The organism is Streptomyces sp. NPDC054961, from assembly GCF_053609145.1.
The window spans coordinates 50,125-69,571 of the sequence record NZ_JBSGWY010000024.1 but is presented as its reverse complement, the minus strand read 5'-3'; the positions used below and the strand labels follow the sequence as shown (position 1 = coordinate 69,571).

The following is a 19,447-nucleotide window of genomic DNA, read 5'->3' as shown; positions in this document are numbered from 1 at the left end:
TCAGAGGCAGGGTCGGGAGACGAAGAACCCCGGTCGCGCATCCGTACGGATGCGGCCGGGGACGTCCTCGCATGCGGAACCGGTATGAGACCGTCTCACTCAGATGATGGATCACACCTGAGCCGAATGATCCATAAGCAACTGGATCAACCCGCGGAAGCGGATCAGGCGAGCGACACGAGGTCCCGGTAGTCCGGGCCCCAGAGGTCCTCGACGCCGTCCGGGAGCAGGATGATCCGCTCCGGCTCCAGCGCCTCCACGGCGCCCTCGTCGTGCGTCACGAGGATGACGGCGCCCTTGTAGGTGCGCAGCGCGCCGAGGATCTCCTCGCGGCTGGCCGGGTCGAGGTTGTTGGTGGGCTCGTCGAGCAGCAGCACGTTCGCGGAGGAGACGACCAGCGTGGCCAGGGCCAGACGGGTCTTCTCGCCGCCGGACAGGACGCCCGCGGGCTTGTCCACGTCGTCGCCGGAGAAGAGGAACGAGCCGAGCGTCTTGCGCACGGCGACCAGGTCCAGGTCCGGCGCCGAGGAGCGCATGTTCTCCAGGACGCTGCGCTCCGGGTCCAGGGTCTCGTGCTCCTGGGCGTAGTAGCCGAGCTTGAGGCCGTGACCGGGGACGACCGTGCCGGTGTCCGGCTTCTCGGTGCCCGAGAGCAGGCGCAGCAGCGTGGTCTTGCCGGCGCCGTTGAGGCCGAGGATGACCACGCGGGAGCCCTTGTCGATGGCCAGGTCGACGTCGGTGAAGATCTCCAGCGAGCCGTACGACTTCGACAGGCCCTCGGCGGTCAGCGGGGTCTTGCCGCAGGGCGCAGGGTCCGGGAAGCGCAGCTTGGCGACCTTGTCGGAGACGCGGACGGCCTCCAGGCCGGAGAGCAGGCGCTCGGCGCGCTTGGCCATGTTCTGCGCGGCGACCGTCTTGGTGGCCTTGGCGCGCATCTTGTCGGCCTGCGAGTTCAGCGCCGCGGCCTTCTTCTCGGCGTTCTGGCGCTCGCGCTTGCGGCGCTTCTCGTCGGCCTCGCGCTGCTGCTGGTAGAGCTTCCAGCCCATGTTGTAGACGTCGATCTGGGCGCGGTTGGCGTCCAGGTAGAACACCTTGTTGACGACGGTCTCGACCAGGTCCACGTCGTGGGAGATCACGATGAACCCGCCGCGGTAGTTCTTCAGGTAGTCGCGCAGCCACACGATCGAGTCGGCGTCGAGGTGGTTGGTCGGTTCGTCGAGGAGGAGCGTGTCGGCGTCCGAGAAGAGGATCCGGGCGAGCTCGACGCGGCGGCGCTGGCCGCCGGAGAGGGTGTGCAGCGGCTGGCCGAGGACCCGGTCGGGCAGGCCGAGGGCGGCCGAGATGGTCGCGGCCTCCGACTCGGCGGCGTACCCGCCCTTGGTGAGGAACTCGGTCTCCTGGCGCTCGTACTGGCGCATGGCCTTCTCGCGGGTGGCGCCGGAGCCGGTGGAGATGCGCTCCTCGTTCATCCGCATCTTCTTGAGCAGGACGTCGAGGCCTCGCGCGGAGAGGATCCGGTCGCTGGCCAGGACGTCGAGGTCGCCGGTGCGGGGGTCCTGCGGGAGGTAGCCGACCTCTCCCGAGCGGGCGATGCTTCCGCCGGCCGGGGTCCCCTCGCCCGCGAGGCACTTGGTGAGGGTGGTCTTGCCGGCACCGTTGCGCCCGACGAGACCGATGCGGTCGCCCTTGGCGATACGGAAGGACGCGTTCTCGATGAGGATGCGGGCGCCGGCGCGCAGCTCGATGCCGGTGGCGGTGATCACGGAAATGCTCCAGAGCGGTGGGTACGGCGGAAGGGGGGCAGGACGCGATGCTTCGACGCCGCTAATCCGCGAGGAGATGTGCCATGGGAGTCATTCTACCGGGGATACGCAACTACTTTCGGGCCCGCCCGCCCCGGGCGGGACGGGGTGCGGCCCCTGTTTCGTACCACCCGTTCGGCCCAGCGGGGACGCCCGGCGGCCGAGGGGCGTATGAGGATGAACGGGTTGATACTCACCGCAGGGGCGGACAAGACCCCGTGGCTGCGCGGATGGAGGGCGGTGCGGGATGCAGTTCGACGACGACGCCGGTCTGGACACGTCCGAGGTCAAGGACGTGCGCGGCAGCCGCGTCCCGGGCGGGAAGGCGACCATCGGCGGCGGCATCGTGGGTCTCATCGCGCTCGTCATGGGTCTGCTCTTCGGAGTGGGCCCGGATCAGCTGGGCCTGTCCGACGACGGTCCGGACCCGGCCGCGACCTCCTCCTCCGCCGCTCAGGTGCAGCAGGCCTGCAAGACCGGACGCGACGCGAACGCCCGGGAGGACTGCCGGCTGGTCGCGGTGACCAACAGCACCCAGGACTTCTGGAAGCAGGAGTTCACCCGGCGCGGGGGCCGGTACTCCCCCGCGCAGACGGTGTTCTTCACCGGGAGGGTGAACACCGCCTGCGGGTCGGCCACCTCGGCGGTCGGCCCGTTCTACTGCCCCGGCGACCGGCAGGTCTACCTGGACCTCGGCTTCTTCGACGAGCTGCGCGGCAAGTTCGGCGCGACCGGCGGCCCCTTCGCCCAGGCCTACGTGGTCGCGCACGAGTACGGGCACCACATCCAAAACCTGATGGGCACCCTGCAGAAGGCCCAGGACGGGCGGCAGGGCGCGAACAGCAACGCGGTACGGGTCGAGCTGCAGGCCGACTGCTACGCCGGGGTGTGGGCGCACCACGCGACGAAGACCCCGGACGAGACCACGGGCAGGCCGCTGATCACCAACCTGACCGACCAGGACATCAGGGACGGCCTGGACGCGGCGGCCGCGGTCGGCGACGACCGGATCCAGGAGAAGTTCCAGGGCCGGGTGACCCCGGAGTCCTGGACCCACGGCTCGGCCGAGCAGCGCCAGCAGTGGTTCTACCAGGGCTACCGCACCGGCGACATGGCCCAGTGCAACACCTTCCGCTGACTTCCCCGAGCTCCTGCCATGCTGTGATCCGGGTCACCGTCCACACGGGGTACACGAGGGAGTGATCGTCATGGCTGGCGTTCCGTCCATTTGTCCGACACTGCTCTACGCCGACGCCAAGGCCGCGATGCGGCAGCTCCAGGACGCGTTCGGCTTCACCCAGGTCGCGGCCTACGAAGGGGAGGACGGCTCCGTGATGCACGCGGAGCTGTCCTACGGGAACGGCGTGGTGATGCTCGGCAGCAAGGGCCGCGGCGGGGTCTTCGACCAGGCCATGGCCGCGGCGGGCCCGGCCGGGGTCTACGTGGTCGTCGACGACGTGGACGCCCATCACCGCCGGTCCGTCGAGCACGGCGTGGAGATCCTGATGGAGCCCACCGACCAGGACTACGGCTCGCGGGACTACATGGCCCGCGACGCCGAGGGCAACGTCTGGAGCTTCGGGACGTACGCGCCGCAGGGCTGACCCCGCGGCGCGTGCGCCGGTGGACCTCGCGGCCCCCCGCCCCGGGCGTTACGCGCCGCCGGTGTGGACCTGGAAGGCGGCCCGGCGGACCGCCTTGGCCAGGGCCGGGTCCGGGTGGGCGGCGGCCAGCGCGACCAGGACCTGCACCGTGCGGGGATGGCCGACCGCGCGGACCTCGTCCAGCAGCCGCGGGACCGTGGTGCGCACGGCCGAGTCCAGGTGGCGGGCCAGCAGTTCGGCTTCGCCGTGGTCGGCGATGGCGGCCGCCGTGTCCACCCACAGCCAGGTCTGCTCCTCGGCGGTGAGCACGTCCTGCGCCTCGTCGGGGTCGACCCCGTCGTGCACGGCGAGCCAGAGCAGGGCGTAGGGGCGCAGCGTGGCCTCGCGGGTGGCCGCGCGGACCTCGGGCTCGGCGGGGGCGCCGACCACGCGCAGCGCCTCGAAGGCGAGCCCGCGCAGCAGCGCGTCCTCGCCGCGGGCCGCGTTCAGCAGCTCGGAGACGGCGTGGCCGACCGGCCGGGCGGCGAGCCAGGCCTGGTACTCGGCGCGGGCCGGGCCCGGGGTGAGCCGGGCGCAGCCGCGCAGCATCGCGGCCGCGGACTGTTCGATGTTCCCGGCCGGGCTCTGCGCGGCCACGCAGATCTGCTCCAGCTTGACCCAGACGGCCCAGCTCCCGAGCGGGGTCAGGGCGGCCCGGGCGGGGCCGAGGGTGACCGCGTCGACGGCGGCGAGCCCGCCGAGCGCCCAGCGCAGCAGCCGGGCGAGCGGTACGGGGGCCGCGGGCGGGGCCGGAGCGGCCGCCGGGACGTCCGCCGGTCCGGCGTCCGCGCGGCCGGCGTGGTCCCGTACGGGGCCGGCCGCCTGCGCGGTGGTCTCGTAGGGGACCTCGCACCGCTCGTCGCGCAGTTCCTCGACGCGCTGCCCGAGCAGGTCCAGCAGATCCGGGACGGTCACGGGACCGGCGGAGAGCTGGAGCAGGGACAGGAGTTGGGGCATGGCCTCGACGACCTCGGCGACGGCCGCGGGGGCGATGTCGGCGGGGGCGGGGTGGACCAGCGACCAGGCGTCGAAGAGGGCGACCCAGCCGCGCAGTACGGCGGTGTCGTCCCGGTCCCAGGCGCGCAGGCGCCAGCCGGGCCGGGCCTGGCCCCCGTGCACCTCCACCAGGCCCGCGAGCCGGGAGCGGTCCCAGCCGACCCGGATCTGGCCGGGCGTCAGGCGCAGCTGCGCGGCGGCGCGTTCGACGTCGGCGGCGGGCAGGGCGCCCGCCGGGGCAGGCCTGCCGCCGTCCCCCGCGCCGAGGTGGGCCTCGGCCCAGCGGGCGAGGCGTACGGCATCGGCGAGCGAGGCGCGGGCCCTGTTCGCGAGGTCGGCCGGGGCGGGGGTACCCGCCGGTGGCCTGGGTGCGGTCCGGGTTCGCCGGTCGGTCACCGACGTGCGGGCCGCACCCACGGTTTTCGGGTAGACGAGTCGGAGTCTGGAGTCGCGAGCCAACTGCTCATCAGGCTTTCGGGACGTCACGTGAGCAGTCTCGCCCGTCACCGGCCGAAAGCCCAAACGGAACCGGCCATTGCCACAGACGACCGATGAGACAGATCAGGGCAATTCGCCATCCGTGCCCCGTGCGCACCACGTTCTTCGGACAGGCCGCCGGACGGCGGACCCCGCGGCCCTCCGGACGGCCCGCTCCGCGCGAGCGGACGGCCCGCTACATAAGAGGGGTCAGGAAGCGGCGCAGCGCCTCCTCGTATCCCGCCGGATCGGCGTTCCACATCGCCCCGTGCCCGGCCTGGGGGACGGTCCGCAGGGTGACGAGGCCGGGCCGGGCGGCGGCGAGCCGGCGCGAGGGCTCCCAGGGGGCGAGGGTGTCGTCGGGGCCGTGGAAGATCAGGACGGGGATCCGCAGGGCGCCGGGATCCGATCCCGGCGCCGGGTGGTCCGCGCGCAGGCCCGCCCGGCCCTCGGCGGCCTTGACCGCGAGGGACAGCAGCGGGCCCGGGGTGCGGCGCGCCGCGACGAGGGCGCGCAGGGTGGCCTGCCAGTCCAGGACGGGCGAGTCCAGCACCAGTCCGCAGATCCGGTCGGCCAGCGCCGAGCGCTCGACGGCGTGCAGGGCCATGGTGGCGCCGGTGGACCAGCCGTGCACGACGATCCGGCGGGCGCCGTAGCGCAGGGCGTAGCGGATGGCGGCGTCGAGATCGCGCCATTCGGAGGCGCCGAGGTGGCCGAGTCCGTCCGGCGGGGCGGGGGCGCCGAGGTCTCCCCGGTAGGCGAGGTCCAGGACGGGCAGCCGCTGGCGGTGCAGGAAGGGCATCACCACCATCGGGTGCTCGCGGGTGGCGCCGAGCCCGTGGACGGTGATCACCCAGGTGTCGCGGGCGGCGGGCACGAACCAGGCGGGCAGCGCGCCGAGCTCGCCGGGGACGTCCACGTCGGCGTGGTCCAGTCCGAGGGCCGTGCCCGGGTTGCCCAGGTGGACCTGGGGGGTGAGGGCGACGCGGGTGCCGGGGTCGAGGCGGCCGTGGGTGACGGCGAGGAGCCGGCGCACCACGGTGTCGGGGCCGGACGGGGCCTCGGGGAGGACGGACCCGACCACGGCGTGCACCCCGGGCGCGGTCAGCCCGTACGTACCGGGGCGCAGGGAGGCCAGTGAGCGCGTCAGCTCGACCCCGCCGGCCGCGGCGGAGTGGACGGTGAGCCGCGGGCTGCCCGGGAGCGGGCGCCCCGGCTCGGTCCGCAGGGCCGCGTCGGCGGCACGGCGGCCGGCCAGGGCGGCGGCGGTGACGGCCGCGCCGGCGCCCAGGAGGGTCGTGGTGACGGCCGCTGCCGTCGCTGTGGCGGTACGCACGGCTCCAGTGTCGAGGCGGATGCGGCGGGGGGCCACCGGAGGCGCTCGCTCCGGACCGCGGCTCCGGCGTCTGGCGAGGGGGCCCGGAAGGGCCCTCGGCGAGGTGATCTGGGTCTCCTCCGGAAACTTTCCGTCCGGATCGGCGAGCCGGAGGTCCCGCCCCTCGCGGGGCCGCCGCGCGGTCGTGACGTGCACCGATGGAGGGAACCATTCCGATATCGGGACGAAGGTCCCGATCCGGTCCCGGGGCGATACACCACACGATCGCCGCCAGTTCACCTTCCGTTCACTCAGATTGCCTACGGTCCACGAACCACTGACGTCAAACAGAAGCCTGGGTAAATGGAGCACATAACGCTTCTCCTCGGGATCGTGATCATCACCGCTCTCGTGTTCGACTTCACGAACGGTTTTCACGACACGGCCAACGCGATGGCCACCACCATCTCGACCGGCGCCCTCAAGCCCAAGACTGCGGTGGCGATGTCCGCCGTACTGAACCTCGTCGGCGCTTTCATGTCCGTGGAGGTCGCCAAGACGATCTCCAAGGGCCTGGTCAACGAGGAAGGCATCCAGCCGGAGGTCATCTTCGCCGCCCTGGTCGGCGCCATCCTCTGGAACCTCGTCACCTGGCTGGTCGGACTGCCCTCCAGCTCGTCCCACGCCCTGATGGGCGGCCTCATCGGTGCCGCGGTCGCCTCCGCCGGCATGGGCGCGGTCAACGGCAGCGTCGTCGTCACCAAGGTGCTGATCCCCGCGGTCGCCGCGCCGCTGGTCGCCGGCGCCGCCGCGTACCTGGCCACGAAGGTCACGTACAAGGTCGGCAAGGGCATGGGCGACAAGACGTCGGCCAAGGGCTACCGCGCCGGGCAGATCGCCTCCGCCGGTCTGGTCTCGCTCGCGCACGGCACCAACGACGCGCAGAAGACGATGGGCATCATCACCCTGGCGCTCATCGCCGGGAACGCCCTGCCGGCCGGCTCCAACCCGCCGGTCTGGGTCATCGTCTCCGCCGGCATGGCCATCGCGATGGGGACCTACCTGGGCGGCTGGCGCATCATCCGCACCATGGGCAGCGGCCTGACCGACCTGCAGCCGCAGCAGGGCTTCGCCGCCCAGACCTCGGCCGCCAGCGTCATCCTGGCCTCCTCCTCCCTCGGCTTCTCCCTCTCCACCACCCACGCGTGCTCCGGCGCCGTCATGGGTTCGGGCCTGGGCCGCAGGGGCGGTGTGGTCCGCTGGTCCACCGCCTCCCGCATGTTCATGGCCTGGGGCCTGACCCTGCCGGCCGCCGCCCTGGTCTCCGCGGGCGCCGAGCTGGTCATGCGCACCGGTGACGTCGGCGTCGCCGCCGTCGCGGTCTTCCTGGCCGCCTCCTGCCTCGCGATCTGGTTCATCTCGCGCCGCCAGGTCGTGGACCACACCAACGTGAACGCGGTCCCGTCGGCCGACGCCGAGGAGCCGGGTGTCGTCACCACCGCCATCGCGGCCGTCACCGTCCCGCCGACCGTCGCCGCCGCCGGCAGCACCGCCGCGGTGACGGACGAGGACTTCAAGGCCACCATCCCGGCCGCGACCCCGGCAGCCGCGGCTCCGGCCGCAGCGGTCTGACCCCGAGAACGACAGAGGAATCAGCGGTATGAAGATCGACTGGGAAGCACTCGGCTCCGTCTTCGGTGTCAGCCTCTCCGCCACCGTCGCGCTCGTGACCCTGTTCACCCTGGGTCTGATCGGGCTCTCCAAGCACGAGGCCGCCACCGAGCAGGGCGGCGCCGCCACCCTGGCCCGCAGCGGCGCGTACGCCTGCTTCGCGCTCTGCGCGGCGGCCGTGGCCTACGGGATCTACCTGATCGTCTCCTAGGGGCCCGCGCGGGCACCACGGGTGAAGGCTCCCTCCGGGTTCGTCCCGGGGGGAGCCTTTCGTGCGTCCGGGACCGCTGCTCCCCGACCACCCCGGCGCAGGTCAACTGCAAGTTGACGGGCCTTCGCGCTGCGTGGTGGACTGCCCGAGCCAATACGGCGGCATGGAGAGGAAGTCCGGTGCGAATCCGGCGCGGTCCCGCCACTGTCACCGGAGCACTCGAGCCGAGTGCGACCGGGAGCCAGGAACTCTCGTCGCCGGACACGTCGAACCAGGGCGCGGACCCTGAGTGAGGACCTACCTGCCACCATGCGTGCCGATCGCGTCTTCGCGTACGGCGCCACGGCCGGCCTGATCGGCGACCGGATCCTCGGGGATCCTCGCCGCGGGCACCCCGTGGCCGCCTTCGGACGAACCGCCGCCGCCGTCGAACGCGCCCTGTGGCGCGACGACCGCGCCCGGGGCGCCCTTCACACCCTCGTGTGCGCCGGGGGCGCCGCCGCCGTCGGCGTGCTCGGCGCCCGCGCCGTGCGCTCCCGGCCCGCGGTGGCCCGCATCGCCCTGACCGCCGCGGCCACCTGGGCCGTCGTGGGCGGCACCTCGCTGGGCCGCGAGGCCCGCGCCATCGGCGGGGCACTGGCCGCCGGGGATGCCGAGGCGGCCCGCGCCCGGCTGCCGCACCTGTGCGGGCGCGACCCGCAGGCCCTGGACGAGCAGCAAATGGCCCGCGCCGTCGTGGAGTCGGTCGCCGAGAACACCTCCGACGCCGTGGTCGGGGCCCTGGTCTGGGGGGCCGTCGCCGGCGTCCCCGGGCTGCTGGCCTTCCGCGCCGTGAACACCCTGGACGCGATGGTCGGCCACAAGTCGCCCCGCCACCTGCGCTACGGCTGGGCCTCGGCCCGGCTCGACGACGTCGCGGGCTGGCCGGGCGCCCGGCTGACGGCGCTGGCCGCCGTACTGGCCGGCCCCGACCGGCGGGGAGCCGTACGCGCCTGGCGCGCCGACGCCGCCGCGCACCCGAGCCCGAACGCGGGACCGGTGGAGTCCTCCTTCGCCGGGGCGCTCGGCGTACGCCTGGGCGGGACCCTGGCGTACGGGGGACGGGTCGAGCACCGGGCCGTGCTGAACGGCGGGGCGGGACGGCCGGTGGAGGTCGCGGACATCGAACGGGCCGTACGGCTGTCGCGGCAGGTGACGTGGGTGGCGCTGGGGGCCTGTGTGGCCGCACGGACGCTGCTCTCCCGGACGAGCCGAACCGGCCCGACGGGTCTGCTGGGCCGGACGATTCGCACGAGTCGCACGAGTCGCACGAGGAAGGGACGCGCATGAGCGGCGCGCAGCGCGGCGGGGGGCTCCTCGTCGCCGGTACGACATCGGACGCGGGCAAGAGCGTGGTCACGGCGGGCATCTGCCGGTGGCTCGCGCGCAGCGGGGTGAAGGTGGCCCCGTTCAAGGCGCAGAACATGTCGCTGAACTCCTTCGTGACCCGGGAGGGCGCCGAGATCGGGCGGGCGCAGGCCATGCAGGCGCAGGCCGCGCGCGTGGAGCCGACCGCGCTGATGAACCCGGTGCTGCTCAAGCCCGGAAGCGACCGCAGCAGCCAGGTGGTGCTGCTGGGCAAGCCGGTGGGCGAGATGAGCGCGCGCGGCTACCACGGGGGCAGGCAGGAGCAGTTGCTCGGCATCGTCACGGACTGCCTGGAGCAGTTGCGGGGCACGTATGACGCCGTGATCTGCGAGGGGGCGGGCAGTCCGGCCGAGATCAACCTGCGGCGCACCGACATCGTGAACATGGGCATCGCGCGGGCCGCGCGGTTCCCGGTGGTCGTGGTCGGCGACATCGACCGGGGCGGGGTCTTCGCCTCCTTCTTCGGTACCACGGCGCTGCTCTCCCCCGAGGACCAGTCGCTGATCGCGGGGTACCTCGTCAACAAGTTCCGCGGGGACGTCACCCTGCTGGAGCCCGGTATGGAGATGCTGCGCGGTCTGACGGGCCGTGCGACGTACGGGGTACTCCCCTTCCAGCACGGGCTGGGCATCGACGAGGAGGACGGCCTGCGGGTCTCCCTGCGGGGTGCGGTACGGGAATCCGTGGTCGCCCCGCCCGTGGGCGAGGACGTGCTGCGGGTCGCGGTCTGCGCGGTTCCGCTGATGTCGAACTTCACGGACGTCGACGCGCTCGCGGCGGAGCCGGGGGTGGTGGTGCGGTTCGTGGACCGGGCCGAGGAGCTCGTCGACGCGGACCTGGTCGTCGTACCGGGGACCCGCGGCACGGTGAAGGCCCTCGCCTGGCTGCGCGAGCGCGGGCTCGCGGACGCGCTGGGCCGGCGGGCGGCGGAGGGCCGCCCGGTCCTGGGGATCTGCGGCGGCTTCCAGGTGCTCGGCGAACGGATCGAGGACGAGGTCGAGTCGAAGGCCGGTTCCGTCGAGGGCCTCGGCCTGCTGCCGGTCCGGGTCCGCTTCGCACGGGAGAAGACGCTGGCGCGGCCGGTGGGTTCGGCCCTCGGCGAGCCGGTCGAGGGCTACGAGATCCACCACGGGGTGGCCGAGGTCCTGGGCGGGACGCCCTTCCTCGACGGGTGCCGCGTCGGGGAGGTCTGGGGCACGCACTGGCACGGCTCGCTGGAGTCCGACGGCTTCCGGAGGGCGTTCCTGCGCGAGGTCGCCTCGGCCGCCGGCCGGCGGTTCGTCCCGGCCCCGGACACGTCCTTCGGCTCCCTGCGGGAGGAACAGCTGGACCTGCTGGGCGATCTGATCGAGGAGCACGCGGACACCGGCGCCCTGCTCCGCCTGATCGAGAAGGGAGCCCCGGCGGGTCTCCCGTTCCTCCCCCCGGGCGCGCCGTGACGGCGGGCCGGTCCCTGCGGGGGCCGTCCCCTACCCACCCTTCCGCCGTTCGCCGGGCGCTGCCCGGACCCGGTCCTCAGACGCCGGACGGGCTCCATACAGCCCCGCCGGCGTTTGAGGCGCAGGGTCCGGGGCGGAGCCCCGGGGAACGGCGGAAGGGCGGGTCGGGGACACGGCCCCGCGCAGCGGCAACACCCGAGCCGCCGCACGCCGCCCGCCCGCGCACCCGTACCCGTACCCACGCAGAAGGAGGGGCCACCGCATGAGCACGCCCTACCCGTTCACCGCACTGGTCGGCCAGACCGACCTGCGTCTCGCGCTGCTGCTCAACGCGGTCAGCCCCTCGGTCGGCGGGGTGCTCGTGCGCGGCGAGAAGGGGACGGCCAAGTCCACCGCCGTCCGGGCGCTCTCCGCCCTGCTCCCGCAGGTGGACGTCGTGCCCGGCTGCCGGTTCAGCTGTGCGCCCGCCGCCCCGGACCCGGTCTGCCCCGACGGCCCGCACGAGCCCGGCCCGGCCTCCGCGCGGCCCGCCCGCATGGTGGAACTGCCCGTCGGCGCCTCCGAGGACCGCCTGGTCGGCGCCCTCGACATCGAACGCGCCCTCTCGGAGGGCGTGAAGGCCTTCGAGCCCGGCCTGCTCGCCGACGCGCACCGCGGGATCCTGTACGTGGACGAGGTCAACCTCCTCCACGACCACCTCATCGACCTCCTCCTCGACGCCGCCGCGATGGGCGCCTCCTACGTCGAGCGCGAGGGCGTCTCCGTCCGGCACGCCGCCCGCTTCCTGCTCGTCGGCACGATGAACCCCGAGGAGGGTGAGCTCCGCCCGCAGCTCCTGGACCGGTTCGGGCTGACCGTCGAGGTCGCGGCCTCCCGCGAACCCGTCCAGCGGGTCGAGGTCGTGCGCCGCCGGCTCTCCTACGAGGACGACCCCGCCGCCTTCGCCCTGCGCTGGGCCACCGAGGAACAGGACGTGCGCGCCCGTGTGGTGGCCGCCCGCGCCCTGCTCCCCCAGGTCGTCCTCGGCGACGCCTCGCTGCTGCAGATCGCCGCGACCTGTGCCGGTTTCGAGGTCGACGGCATGCGCGCCGACATCGTGATGGCCCGGACCGCGACCGCGCTGGCCGCCTGGGCCGGCCGGACCCGGGTGCGGAAGGAAGACGTGCGGCAGGCCGCCCTGCTGGCGCTCCCCCACCGGCGCCGCCGCAATCCCTTCGACGCGCCGGGCCTGGACGAGGAGAAGCTCGACCGGATCCTGGAGCAGTTCCCCGACGACGACGAACCGGACCACGACCCCGGCCACGAGCCGGAGCCGGATCCCGAGCCGGAGGGTCCGGGCGAGGGCCCCGACGACAGCGGCCCGGACGGCGGCGGTCCCGACGGGGGCGGCGGCGTACCCCCGCAGGGCTCCGGACCCGACGCCCCGGAGACCGGGCCCGAAGCAGAGGCCGGGGCCGAATCCGATCGGCGGCCCGAGCCCGAGCAGCCCGCCGAGGACCCCGCGCCGCAGCCCTCCGCCAACGGCGCGGACGCGCCCGAGCAGGCCGCCGTACGGGCCGCGGCGCCGTTCCGCACCAAGATGCTCAGCGTGCCGGGGCTCGGCGAGGGCGCGTCCGGCCGCCGTTCGCGCGCCCGCACCGCGCACGGCCGCACCACGGGTGCCCAGCGCCCCCGCGGCCACCTGACGAAGCTGCACCTGGCGGCGACCGTCCAGGCGGCCGCCCCGCACCAGAAGGCGCGCGGGCGCACCGGGCGCGGCCTGGTCGTCCGCAAGGACGACCTGCGGCAGGCGACCCGCGAGGGCCGCGAGGGCAACCTCGTCCTCTTCGTCGTCGACGCCTCCGGCTCCATGGCCGCCCGGCAGCGCATGAGCGCGGTCAAGGGCGCGGTGCTGTCGCTGCTGCTGGACGCCTACCAGCGGCGCGACAAGGTCGGCCTGATCACCTTCCGCGGCTCCACGGCCGAACTGGCCCTGCCGCCGACCTCTTCCGTCGACTCGGCCGCGGCCCGGCTGGAGACGCTGCCGACCGGCGGCCGCACCCCGCTCGCCGCCGGGCTGCTCAAGGCCCGCGAGGTGCTGCGCATCGAGCGGCTGCGGGACCCGAGCCGGCGTCCGCTGCTCGTGGTGGTCACGGACGGACGGGCCACCTCGGCCGGCTCCGCGGGCGGCCGCGCGGACGGCACGCCGCGCGAACTGTCCGGCCGCAGCGCCCGGCTGCTGGCGTCCGAAGGGGTCGCCTCCGTGGTCGTGGACTGCGAGTCCGGGCCGGTCCGGCTGGGCCTGGCCGGGGAGCTGGCCGCCGACCTGGGTGGCCCGGCCATCACCCTCGACGGACTGCGGGCCGACACGCTGGCCGGGCTCGTGAAGAACGTACGTACCTCATCCCAGACCCTCAGGAGGGCCGCGTAATGCCGCAGGGACAGCCGTCCGTCGTTCCGGACGACGGACTCACGACACGTCAGCGCCGCAACCGCCCGCTCGTCTTCGTCCACACCGGACCGGGCAAGGGCAAGTCGACGGCGGCCTTCGGCCTGGCGCTGCGCGCCTGGAACCAGGGCTGGTCGATCGGGGTGTTCCAGTTCGTCAAGTCGGCGAAGTGGAAGGTCGGTGAGGAGAACGCGCTGAAGGTGCTCGGCGCCTCGGGCGAGGGCGGCCCGGTCGTCTGGCACAAGATGGGCGAGGGCTGGTCCTGGGTCCAGCGGGACGCGCAGCTCGACAACGAGCAGGCGGCCAAGGAGGGCTGGGAGCAGGTCAAGCGCGACCTGGCCGCCGAGACGCACCGCCTGTACGTGCTCGACGAGTTCGCGTACCCGATGCACTGGGGCTGGATCGACGTCGACGAGGTCGTCGAGGTGCTCCGCAACCGTCCCGGCACCCAGCACGTGGTGATCACCGGCCGCAACGCCCCGGAGAAGCTGGTCGAGTTCGCGGACCTCGTCACCGAGATGACCAAGGTCAAGCACCCGATGGACGCCGGCCAGAAGGGCCAGAAGGGCATCGAGTGGTGAGGGCGTCCTCGTACGACGTGCCGCGTCTGGTCATAGCCGCGCCCTCCTCCGGGAGCGGCAAGACCACCGTCGCGACGGGCCTGATGGCGGCCTTCTCGGAGCGCGGCCTCGCCGTGTCCCCGCACAAGGCCGGGCCCGACTACATCGACCCCGGCTACCACGCGCTGGCCACCGGCCGGCCGGGGCGCAACCTGGACTCCTTCATGTGCGGGCCGGAGCTGATCGCCCCGCTGTTCGCGCACGGGGCGGCGGGGTGCGACCTGGCCGTCGTGGAGGGCGTCATGGGCCTCTACGACGGGGCCGCGGGGCGGGGTGAACTGGCGTCCACGGCGCAGGTCGCGAAGCTGCTGCGGGCGCCCGTCGTGCTGGTCGTGGACGCGTCCTCGCAGTCGCGGTCGGTGGCGGCGCTGGTGCACGGCTTCGCCTCCTTCGACCCGCAGGTGCGGCTGGGGGGCGTGATCCTGAACAAGGTCGGTTCCGACCGGCACGAGGTGATGCTGCGGGAGGCGCTGGAGGAGGCCGGGATGCCGGTTCTCGGCGTCCTGCGCAGGGCTCCGCAGGTCGCGGCGCCCTCGCGGCACCTCGGGCTGGTGCCGGTGGCCGAGCGGCGGCGCGACGCCGTCGCCTCGGTGGCGGCGCTCGCCGATCAGGTCCGGGCCGGCTGCGACCTGGACGCGCTCATGGCCCTGGCCCGCACCGCGCCGCCCCTGGCCTGCGAGGCCTGGGACCCGGAGCGGGTCCTGGCCCTGTCGGGAGCGGCCTCGTCGGGAGCGGTCGCGCCGGGAACGGTCGCGCCGGGAGCCGCCTCGTCGGGAGCGGCCTCGCCCGCGCCCGTCATCGCCGTCGCCGGAGGGGCCGCGTTCACGTTCTCCTACGCCGAGCACGCGGAGCTGCTGCGCGCGGCCGGAGCCGAGGTGGTCACCTTCGATCCGCTGCGCGACGAGGCGCTGCCCGAGGGAACCACCGGCCTGGTGATCGGCGGCGGGTTCCCGGAGGTGTACGCGCCCGAGCTGTCCGCCAACGAGCCGCTCCGCAGGGCCGTCGCCGCCTTCGCCGCGGCCGGGGGCCCGGTGGCCGCCGAATGCGCCGGACTGCTGTACCTGGGACGCTCGCTGGACGGGAAGCCCATGTGCGGGGTGCTCGACGCCGACGCGCGGATGTCGGAGCGGCTCACGCTCGGCTACCGCGAGGCCGTCGCGGTGTCGGACAGCGTCCTCGCGCCGGCCGGTACCCGGCTGCGCGGGCACGAGTTCCACCGGACGGTGATCGAGCCGGGCGCCGGAGCGGCGCCCGCCTGGGGGTTCACGCACCCGGAACGCCGCGTCGAGGGCTTCGTGGAGCACGGTGTGCACGCCAGCTACCTGCACACGCACTGGGCGGCCGAGCCGTCCGTGGCCCTGCGCTTCACCGCAGCCGCGGCAGCCCGTCGGTGAACGGAAGACCCGCGGCCGAGGCCGCCCGGCCGCTCCGCTCGCGCCCGTCCCGCTGCCCGGTCCGGCCGCTCGGGGCGGCCGGGGCGGTCCGGCCGCTCCGGTCGGCCGGGTCGGTCCCATCGGTGGGGGCGGTCCCGTCGGTCCGGGCGGTCCGGTCGCTCCGGTCAGTCCGCGAGGCCGACCACCAGCCAGATCCCGGCCACCCCGCCCACCGTGCACATCAGCGTGGACAGCGCGGGGTGCTTGTGGTGGGCTTCGGGCAGGATCTCGGCCGCCGCCAGGTAGAGCAGGACCCCGCCGAAGAAGCCGAGGTAGGCCCCGAGCGGTTCCTCCGGAAGGGTGAACAGCACAGTGGACGCGGCGCCCACCACGGGGGCCACGGCGTCCGCGAAGAGCATGAGCTGCGCCCTGCGGCGGTCGTTCCCGTACAGCCGGGTGAGCGTGTAGGTGTTGAACCCGTCGGCGAAGTCGTGGGTGATGACGGCCAGGGTCACGGCCACCCCCATCCCGCCCCCGACCTGGAACGCGGCGCCGAGGGCCACCCCGTCGGCGAGGCTGTGGCCGACCATGGCGGCGGCCGCCGCCAATCCGACCTGGGGGGCCCGGCCCCCGTGCGCGCCGTCCGCGGAACCCTCCGCGTGCCCGCCCCCGTGCCCGCCCCCGTGCAGGTGCCCGTTCTCGTGCCCGTTCTCGTGTCCGTTCTCGGGGGCGTCCCCGTTGCGGCCTCCGTGGGAGGCCTGGCGGACCGCCAGCAGCCGCTCCGCGCAGTGCGCGACGAGGAATCCGCCGACGAAGAGCAGCAGGGCCATCGGGACCCCGAACACCTCCTCTCCCGCGGCGTGCATGGCTTCCGGGAGCAGGTCGAGGCCCACGACACCGAGCATCAGCCCGCCGGCCAGGCCCAGCACGAGGTGGCGGCGGTCGGTGACGCGTTGCGCCGTCCATCCGCCTGCCAGGGTCATCAGGAACGCGCCCAACGCCACGATCACGGCCATGTGCCCCTGCATACCGACTCCTCGCCGCCCGCGCACCTCCGTGCGCGGGCGGTGGACCACCGCCGGTTGACGGCCACGACGCCGATCATGACCATGACCACGACGAGGGAAAAGGGGTGAACCTGGTGGGCGAGTACGCGACGCAGCTGGTGGTCGGGGTCGGTGGCCGGGCGGGGGTGTCCGTGGCGGAGGTCTGTGCGCTGGTGGAGGAGACCCTGCGCGGCGCCGGGCTGTCGGCGGAGGCGGTGACGGCGCTGGCCACGGTGGAGGCGAAGACGGCGGAGGCCGGGATCGCGGGCGCGGCGGAACGTTTCGGCGTGCCGCTGCTGAGCTATCCCCCCGACCGGCTGGCGGCCATCGCGGTACCGCACCCCTCCGATACCGCACGCGACGCCGCCGGCACCCCGTCGGTGGCCGAGGCCGCCGCGCTCGCGGGGGGCGGGGAACTCCTCGTACCCAAGCGGCGGTCGGTGGCGGCGACCTGCGCGGTCGCCACGACGCACGCGCACGACCTGCGCCACCACGGGGACGCGGAGGTGGTGGACGCGGGCTCGGCGCTGGTCGATCTCGCCGTGAACGTACGCACGCACACGCCCCCGCAGTGGCTGAAGGAGCGGATCGCGGCTTCGCTCGACGTCCTCGCCGCCTATCCCGACGGCCGCCCGGCCCGCGCGGCGGTGGCCCTGCGCCACGGGCTGCCGGTCGAGCGGGTGCTGCTGACGGCGGGGGCCGCGGAGGCGTTCGTGCTGATCGCGCGGGCGCTGGGCGCCGAACGGCCGGTCGTGGTGCACCCGCAGTTCACCGAGCCGGAGGCGGCCCTGCGCGACGCGGGCCACCAGGTGGAGCGGGTCCTGCTGCGCGCGGCGGACGGTTTCCGCCTGGACCCGGCGGCGGTGCCGGAGGAAGCCGACCTGGTGGTCGTCGGGAACCCGACCAACCCGACCTCGGTCCTGCACCCGGCGGCCACCCTGGCGGCGCTGGCCCGGCCCGGCCGGATCCTGGTGGTGGACGAGGCCTTCATGGACGCGGTCCCGGACGAGCGGGAGGCGCTGGCCGGGCGGACGGACATACCGGGGCTCGTGGTGCTCCGGAGCCTGACCAAGACCTGGGGACTGGCCGGTCTGCGCATCGGCTACGTGCTGGCGGAGCCCGAGGTGATCGCGAAGCTCTCGGCGGCGCAGCCGCTGTGGCCGGTGTCCACTCCGGCGCTGGTGGCGGCCGAGGCGTGCATGTCGCCCGCGGCGCTGGAAGAGGCGCAGGCCGCGGCCCGGCAGATCACGGTGGACCGGGAACACCTCCTGGCCGGGCTGGCGGAGTTCGAGGAGATCTCGGTGGCGGGCACGGCGCACGGCCCGTTCGTGCTGATCCGGACCGAGGGCGCGACGGAGGTCCGCACCCGGCTGCGCGCCCTGGGCTTCGCCGTGCGCCGCGGCGACACCTTCCCCGGGCTGGACCGCTCCTGGCTCCGGCTGGCGGTCCGCGACCGCGCGACGACGGGCCGCCTCCTCCAGGCCCTGGACATCGCCCTGGCCGCTCGCTGACCCGTCGGTCCCTGCCCCCGGCCCCGGGGGGAGCGGGCGGCGGCGGATCTGACCACCGATCCGATCGTGTCCGGCGAAGCGGAGCGAGCTCAGGCGTGGGGTGTCACCCGGACGGCCCCGCATCCCGGTTCGCCCATGGCCAGGGGGAGCCGCGTGAGCGAGGATTTTCCGCGGGCAGCGGCCGCGTGACACCGGGGGTGCGGGGATGAAGGCAGTCGGCAGGATAGGCGCGGCGGTGGCCGGGCTGGCCGTCGTGGGCGGCGCGGCGTACGGCATGCCGCAGCTGCTCTCCGCGGAGGGCAAGGACGGCGCGGCGGCCGCCGGGCAGCGGCTCCGGGCGAAGCCGGAGGCCTCCTCGGCCGACGCGCCGAGCCCCGCCGGCTCCGCTCCCGCTCCCGCTCCCGCTCCCGCCGACGGGAAGCCGTTCACGCTCGTCGGGACGGGCGACATCATCCCCTACCCCTCGATCATCCAACGGGCCGCCGACGACTCCCCGGAGAAGGGCGGTTACGACTTCCGGAAGATGCTCGCCGGGGTCGAACCCGTCGTCTCCGGCGCCGACCTCGCGCTGTGCCACCACGAGATACCGTACGGCCGGCCCGGCGGCCCCTACACCGGATATCCCCTCTTCAAGGCCCCGCACCAGCTGGCCGACGCCCTCAAGGACACCGGGTACGACAGCTGTTCCACCGCCTCGAACCACACCCTGGACGACGGGTTCGAAGGCCTCGTCCGCGTCCTCGACCACCTCGACCGGGTCGGCATCCGCCACGTGGGCTCCGCCCGCGGCCCCGAGGAGGCGAAGGCCCCGGCGCTGCTCGCGGCCGGCGGGGCCAAGGTCGCCCAACTCGACTACACGTACGGGACGAACGGCATCCCGCTCCCCGCCGACAAGCCCTGGGCCGTGAACCTCATCGACCGGGACCGGATCATCGCGGACGCCCGCGCCGCGCGCGCGGCCGGCGCGAACGTCGTGGTCCTCAGCGTCCATTGGGGCTCCGAGTGGCAGACGGCGCCCGACCGGCAGCAGCTGGACCTGGCGCGGGCGCTGACCGCGTCGCGCGGGGCGGACGGCCTTCCCGACCTCGACCTCATCCTCGGCACGCACAATCACGTGCCGCAGCCCTACGAGAAGGTCAACGGCACCTGGGTCGTGTACGGCATGGGCGACCAGGTGGCCAGTTTCTACGAGGCCGACAAGGCCCGCGGCAACATGTCCTCGATCCCCCGCTTCACCTTCGCCCCGGCGGCCGCCCATCCGGGCCGGTGGGACGTGGTGAAGGCCGAATACCTCACCCAGTACGCGGACATGCGGCCGCCGTTCCACGTCGTCTGCGCCTCCTGCGACGGCGGCGACGGGGCCGGCGGCCGCGCCGACGGCACGTACGCGGCCGTGGACCGTGAGGTCACCGCGGCCGTGCTGTCACGCGGCGCCGGCGAGCAGGGGCTCACCCGCGCCACGCGCTAGTAGTGCTTCCGGCACGGCCCCGCGACTCCCCCCACGGATG

14 protein-coding genes, 1 pseudogene and 1 riboswitch are annotated in these 19,447 nt (G+C 74.3%); of the genes and pseudogenes, 11 read left to right on the top strand and 4 right to left on the bottom strand.

The window, feature by feature from the left end; all coding sequences use genetic code 11:
• Positions 1 to 164: 164 nt before the first annotated feature.
• The gene (locus ACWF9Z_RS21920) at positions 165 to 1,763 is read right to left on the bottom strand and encodes an ABC-F family ATP-binding cassette domain-containing protein (RefSeq protein WP_453604400.1); all 1,599 of its coding nucleotides are present in this window, start codon (positions 1,761 to 1,763) and stop codon (positions 165 to 167) included.
• 286 nt (positions 1,764 to 2,049) lie between these two features.
• Here ACWF9Z_RS21920 and ypfJ point away from each other — a divergent pair, with 286 nt between their 5' ends.
• Together ypfJ and ACWF9Z_RS21910 are read left to right on the top strand one after the other, a co-directional pair.
• Positions 2,050 to 2,940, top strand: coding sequence for a KPN_02809 family neutral zinc metallopeptidase (gene ypfJ, locus ACWF9Z_RS21915; protein ID WP_453604398.1), 891 nt, complete (start codon positions 2,050 to 2,052; stop codon positions 2,938 to 2,940).
• A 70-nt stretch (positions 2,941 to 3,010) separates the two neighbouring features.
• On the top strand, positions 3,011 to 3,406 hold the full coding sequence (locus ACWF9Z_RS21910) for a VOC family protein (RefSeq protein ID WP_453604396.1): 396 nt from the start codon (positions 3,011 to 3,013) through the stop codon (positions 3,404 to 3,406).
• Between the two features lie 48 nt (positions 3,407 to 3,454).
• Here ACWF9Z_RS21910 and ACWF9Z_RS21905 read toward each other — a convergent pair whose 3' ends face one another.
• Both ACWF9Z_RS21905 and ACWF9Z_RS21900 read right to left on the bottom strand, forming a co-directional pair.
• The gene (locus ACWF9Z_RS21905) at positions 3,455 to 4,927 is read right to left on the bottom strand and encodes a hypothetical protein (RefSeq protein WP_453604395.1); all 1,473 of its coding nucleotides are present in this window, start codon (positions 4,925 to 4,927) and stop codon (positions 3,455 to 3,457) included.
• A gap of 187 nt (positions 4,928 to 5,114) precedes the next feature.
• On the bottom strand, positions 5,115 to 6,254 hold the full coding sequence (locus tag ACWF9Z_RS21900; RefSeq protein WP_453604393.1) for an alpha/beta hydrolase: 1,140 nt from the start codon (positions 6,252 to 6,254) through the stop codon (positions 5,115 to 5,117).
• 342 nt (positions 6,255 to 6,596) lie between these two features.
• Here ACWF9Z_RS21900 and ACWF9Z_RS21895 point away from each other — a divergent pair, with 342 nt between their 5' ends.
• From ACWF9Z_RS21895 to ACWF9Z_RS21865, 7 genes and pseudogenes are all read left to right on the top strand, one after another.
• Positions 6,597 to 7,865, top strand: a complete 1,269-nt coding sequence (locus ACWF9Z_RS21895) for an anion permease (protein ID WP_453604391.1) — start codon at positions 6,597 to 6,599, stop codon at positions 7,863 to 7,865.
• Between the two features lie 28 nt (positions 7,866 to 7,893).
• Positions 7,894 to 8,115: a hypothetical protein gene (locus ACWF9Z_RS21890; RefSeq protein ID WP_356653913.1), complete on the top strand. Its 222-nt coding sequence runs from the start codon at positions 7,894 to 7,896 to the stop codon at positions 8,113 to 8,115.
• Between the two features lie 128 nt (positions 8,116 to 8,243).
• Positions 8,244 to 8,387: riboswitch (cobalamin riboswitch) on the top strand.
• Positions 8,388 to 8,424: 37 nt separating this feature from the next.
• A complete protein-coding gene (locus tag ACWF9Z_RS21885) occupies positions 8,425 to 9,444 on the top strand; it encodes a cobalamin biosynthesis protein (protein ID WP_453604390.1) in 1,020 nt (339 codons plus the stop codon).
• Positions 9,441 to 11,227: pseudogene (locus tag ACWF9Z_RS21880) on the top strand (cobyric acid synthase). The gene ACWF9Z_RS21885 and the pseudogene ACWF9Z_RS21880 overlap by 4 nt, the downstream one beginning before the upstream one ends.
• On the top strand, positions 11,224 to 13,371 hold the full coding sequence (locus tag ACWF9Z_RS21875; RefSeq protein ID WP_453604389.1) for a putative cobaltochelatase: 2,148 nt from the start codon (positions 11,224 to 11,226) through the stop codon (positions 13,369 to 13,371). The pseudogene ACWF9Z_RS21880 and the gene ACWF9Z_RS21875 overlap by 4 nt, the downstream one beginning before the upstream one ends.
• The gene (cobO, locus tag ACWF9Z_RS21870) at positions 13,371 to 13,970 is read left to right on the top strand and encodes a cob(I)yrinic acid a,c-diamide adenosyltransferase (RefSeq protein WP_453604387.1); all 600 of its coding nucleotides are present in this window, start codon (positions 13,371 to 13,373) and stop codon (positions 13,968 to 13,970) included. Before ACWF9Z_RS21875 ends, cobO begins: the two co-directional genes overlap by 1 nt.
• Positions 13,964 to 15,403, top strand: a complete 1,440-nt coding sequence (locus tag ACWF9Z_RS21865) for a cobyrinate a,c-diamide synthase (RefSeq protein ID WP_453604385.1) — start codon at positions 13,964 to 13,966, stop codon at positions 15,401 to 15,403. The genes cobO and ACWF9Z_RS21865 overlap by 7 nt, the downstream gene beginning before the upstream one ends.
• A 164-nt stretch (positions 15,404 to 15,567) precedes the next feature.
• Here the strand turns inward: ACWF9Z_RS21865 and ACWF9Z_RS21860 are convergent, their stop codons facing one another.
• Complete coding sequence (locus ACWF9Z_RS21860) at positions 15,568 to 16,398, bottom strand: ZIP family metal transporter (protein WP_453604473.1); 831 nt, start codon at positions 16,396 to 16,398, stop codon at positions 15,568 to 15,570.
• 116 nt (positions 16,399 to 16,514) lie between these two features.
• Between ACWF9Z_RS21860 and cobC the strand changes: the two genes are divergently transcribed.
• Positions 16,515 to 17,939, top strand: a complete 1,425-nt coding sequence (cobC, locus tag ACWF9Z_RS21855) for an Rv2231c family pyridoxal phosphate-dependent protein CobC (protein ID WP_453604383.1) — start codon at positions 16,515 to 16,517, stop codon at positions 17,937 to 17,939.
• 274 nt (positions 17,940 to 18,213) lie between these two features.
• Entirely contained in the window at positions 18,214 to 19,407 is a 1,194-nt protein-coding gene (locus ACWF9Z_RS21850) for a CapA family protein (protein WP_453604471.1), read from the top strand.
• Positions 19,408 to 19,447: the final 40 nt, after the last annotated feature.

Coding starts and splice junctions, on each gene's coding strand:
- ACWF9Z_RS21875 (WP_453604389.1), top strand. CDS start 11,224: ATGAGCACGCCCTACCCGTTCACCGCACTGGTCGGCCAGACCGACCTG.
- cobO (WP_453604387.1), top strand. CDS start 13,371: ATGCCGCAGGGACAGCCGTCCGTCGTTCCGGACGACGGACTCACGACA.
- ACWF9Z_RS21860 (WP_453604473.1), bottom strand. CDS start 16,398: ATGGCCGTGATCGTGGCGTTGGGCGCGTTCCTGATGACCCTGGCAGGC.
- ACWF9Z_RS21910 (WP_453604396.1), top strand. CDS start 3,011: ATGGCTGGCGTTCCGTCCATTTGTCCGACACTGCTCTACGCCGACGCC.
- ACWF9Z_RS21850 (WP_453604471.1), top strand. CDS start 18,214: ATGCCGCAGCTGCTCTCCGCGGAGGGCAAGGACGGCGCGGCGGCCGCC.
- ACWF9Z_RS21890 (WP_356653913.1), top strand. CDS start 7,894: ATGAAGATCGACTGGGAAGCACTCGGCTCCGTCTTCGGTGTCAGCCTC.
- ACWF9Z_RS21895 (WP_453604391.1), top strand. CDS start 6,597: ATGGAGCACATAACGCTTCTCCTCGGGATCGTGATCATCACCGCTCTC.
- ACWF9Z_RS21885 (WP_453604390.1), top strand. CDS start 8,425: ATGCGTGCCGATCGCGTCTTCGCGTACGGCGCCACGGCCGGCCTGATC.
- ypfJ (WP_453604398.1), top strand. CDS start 2,050: ATGCAGTTCGACGACGACGCCGGTCTGGACACGTCCGAGGTCAAGGAC.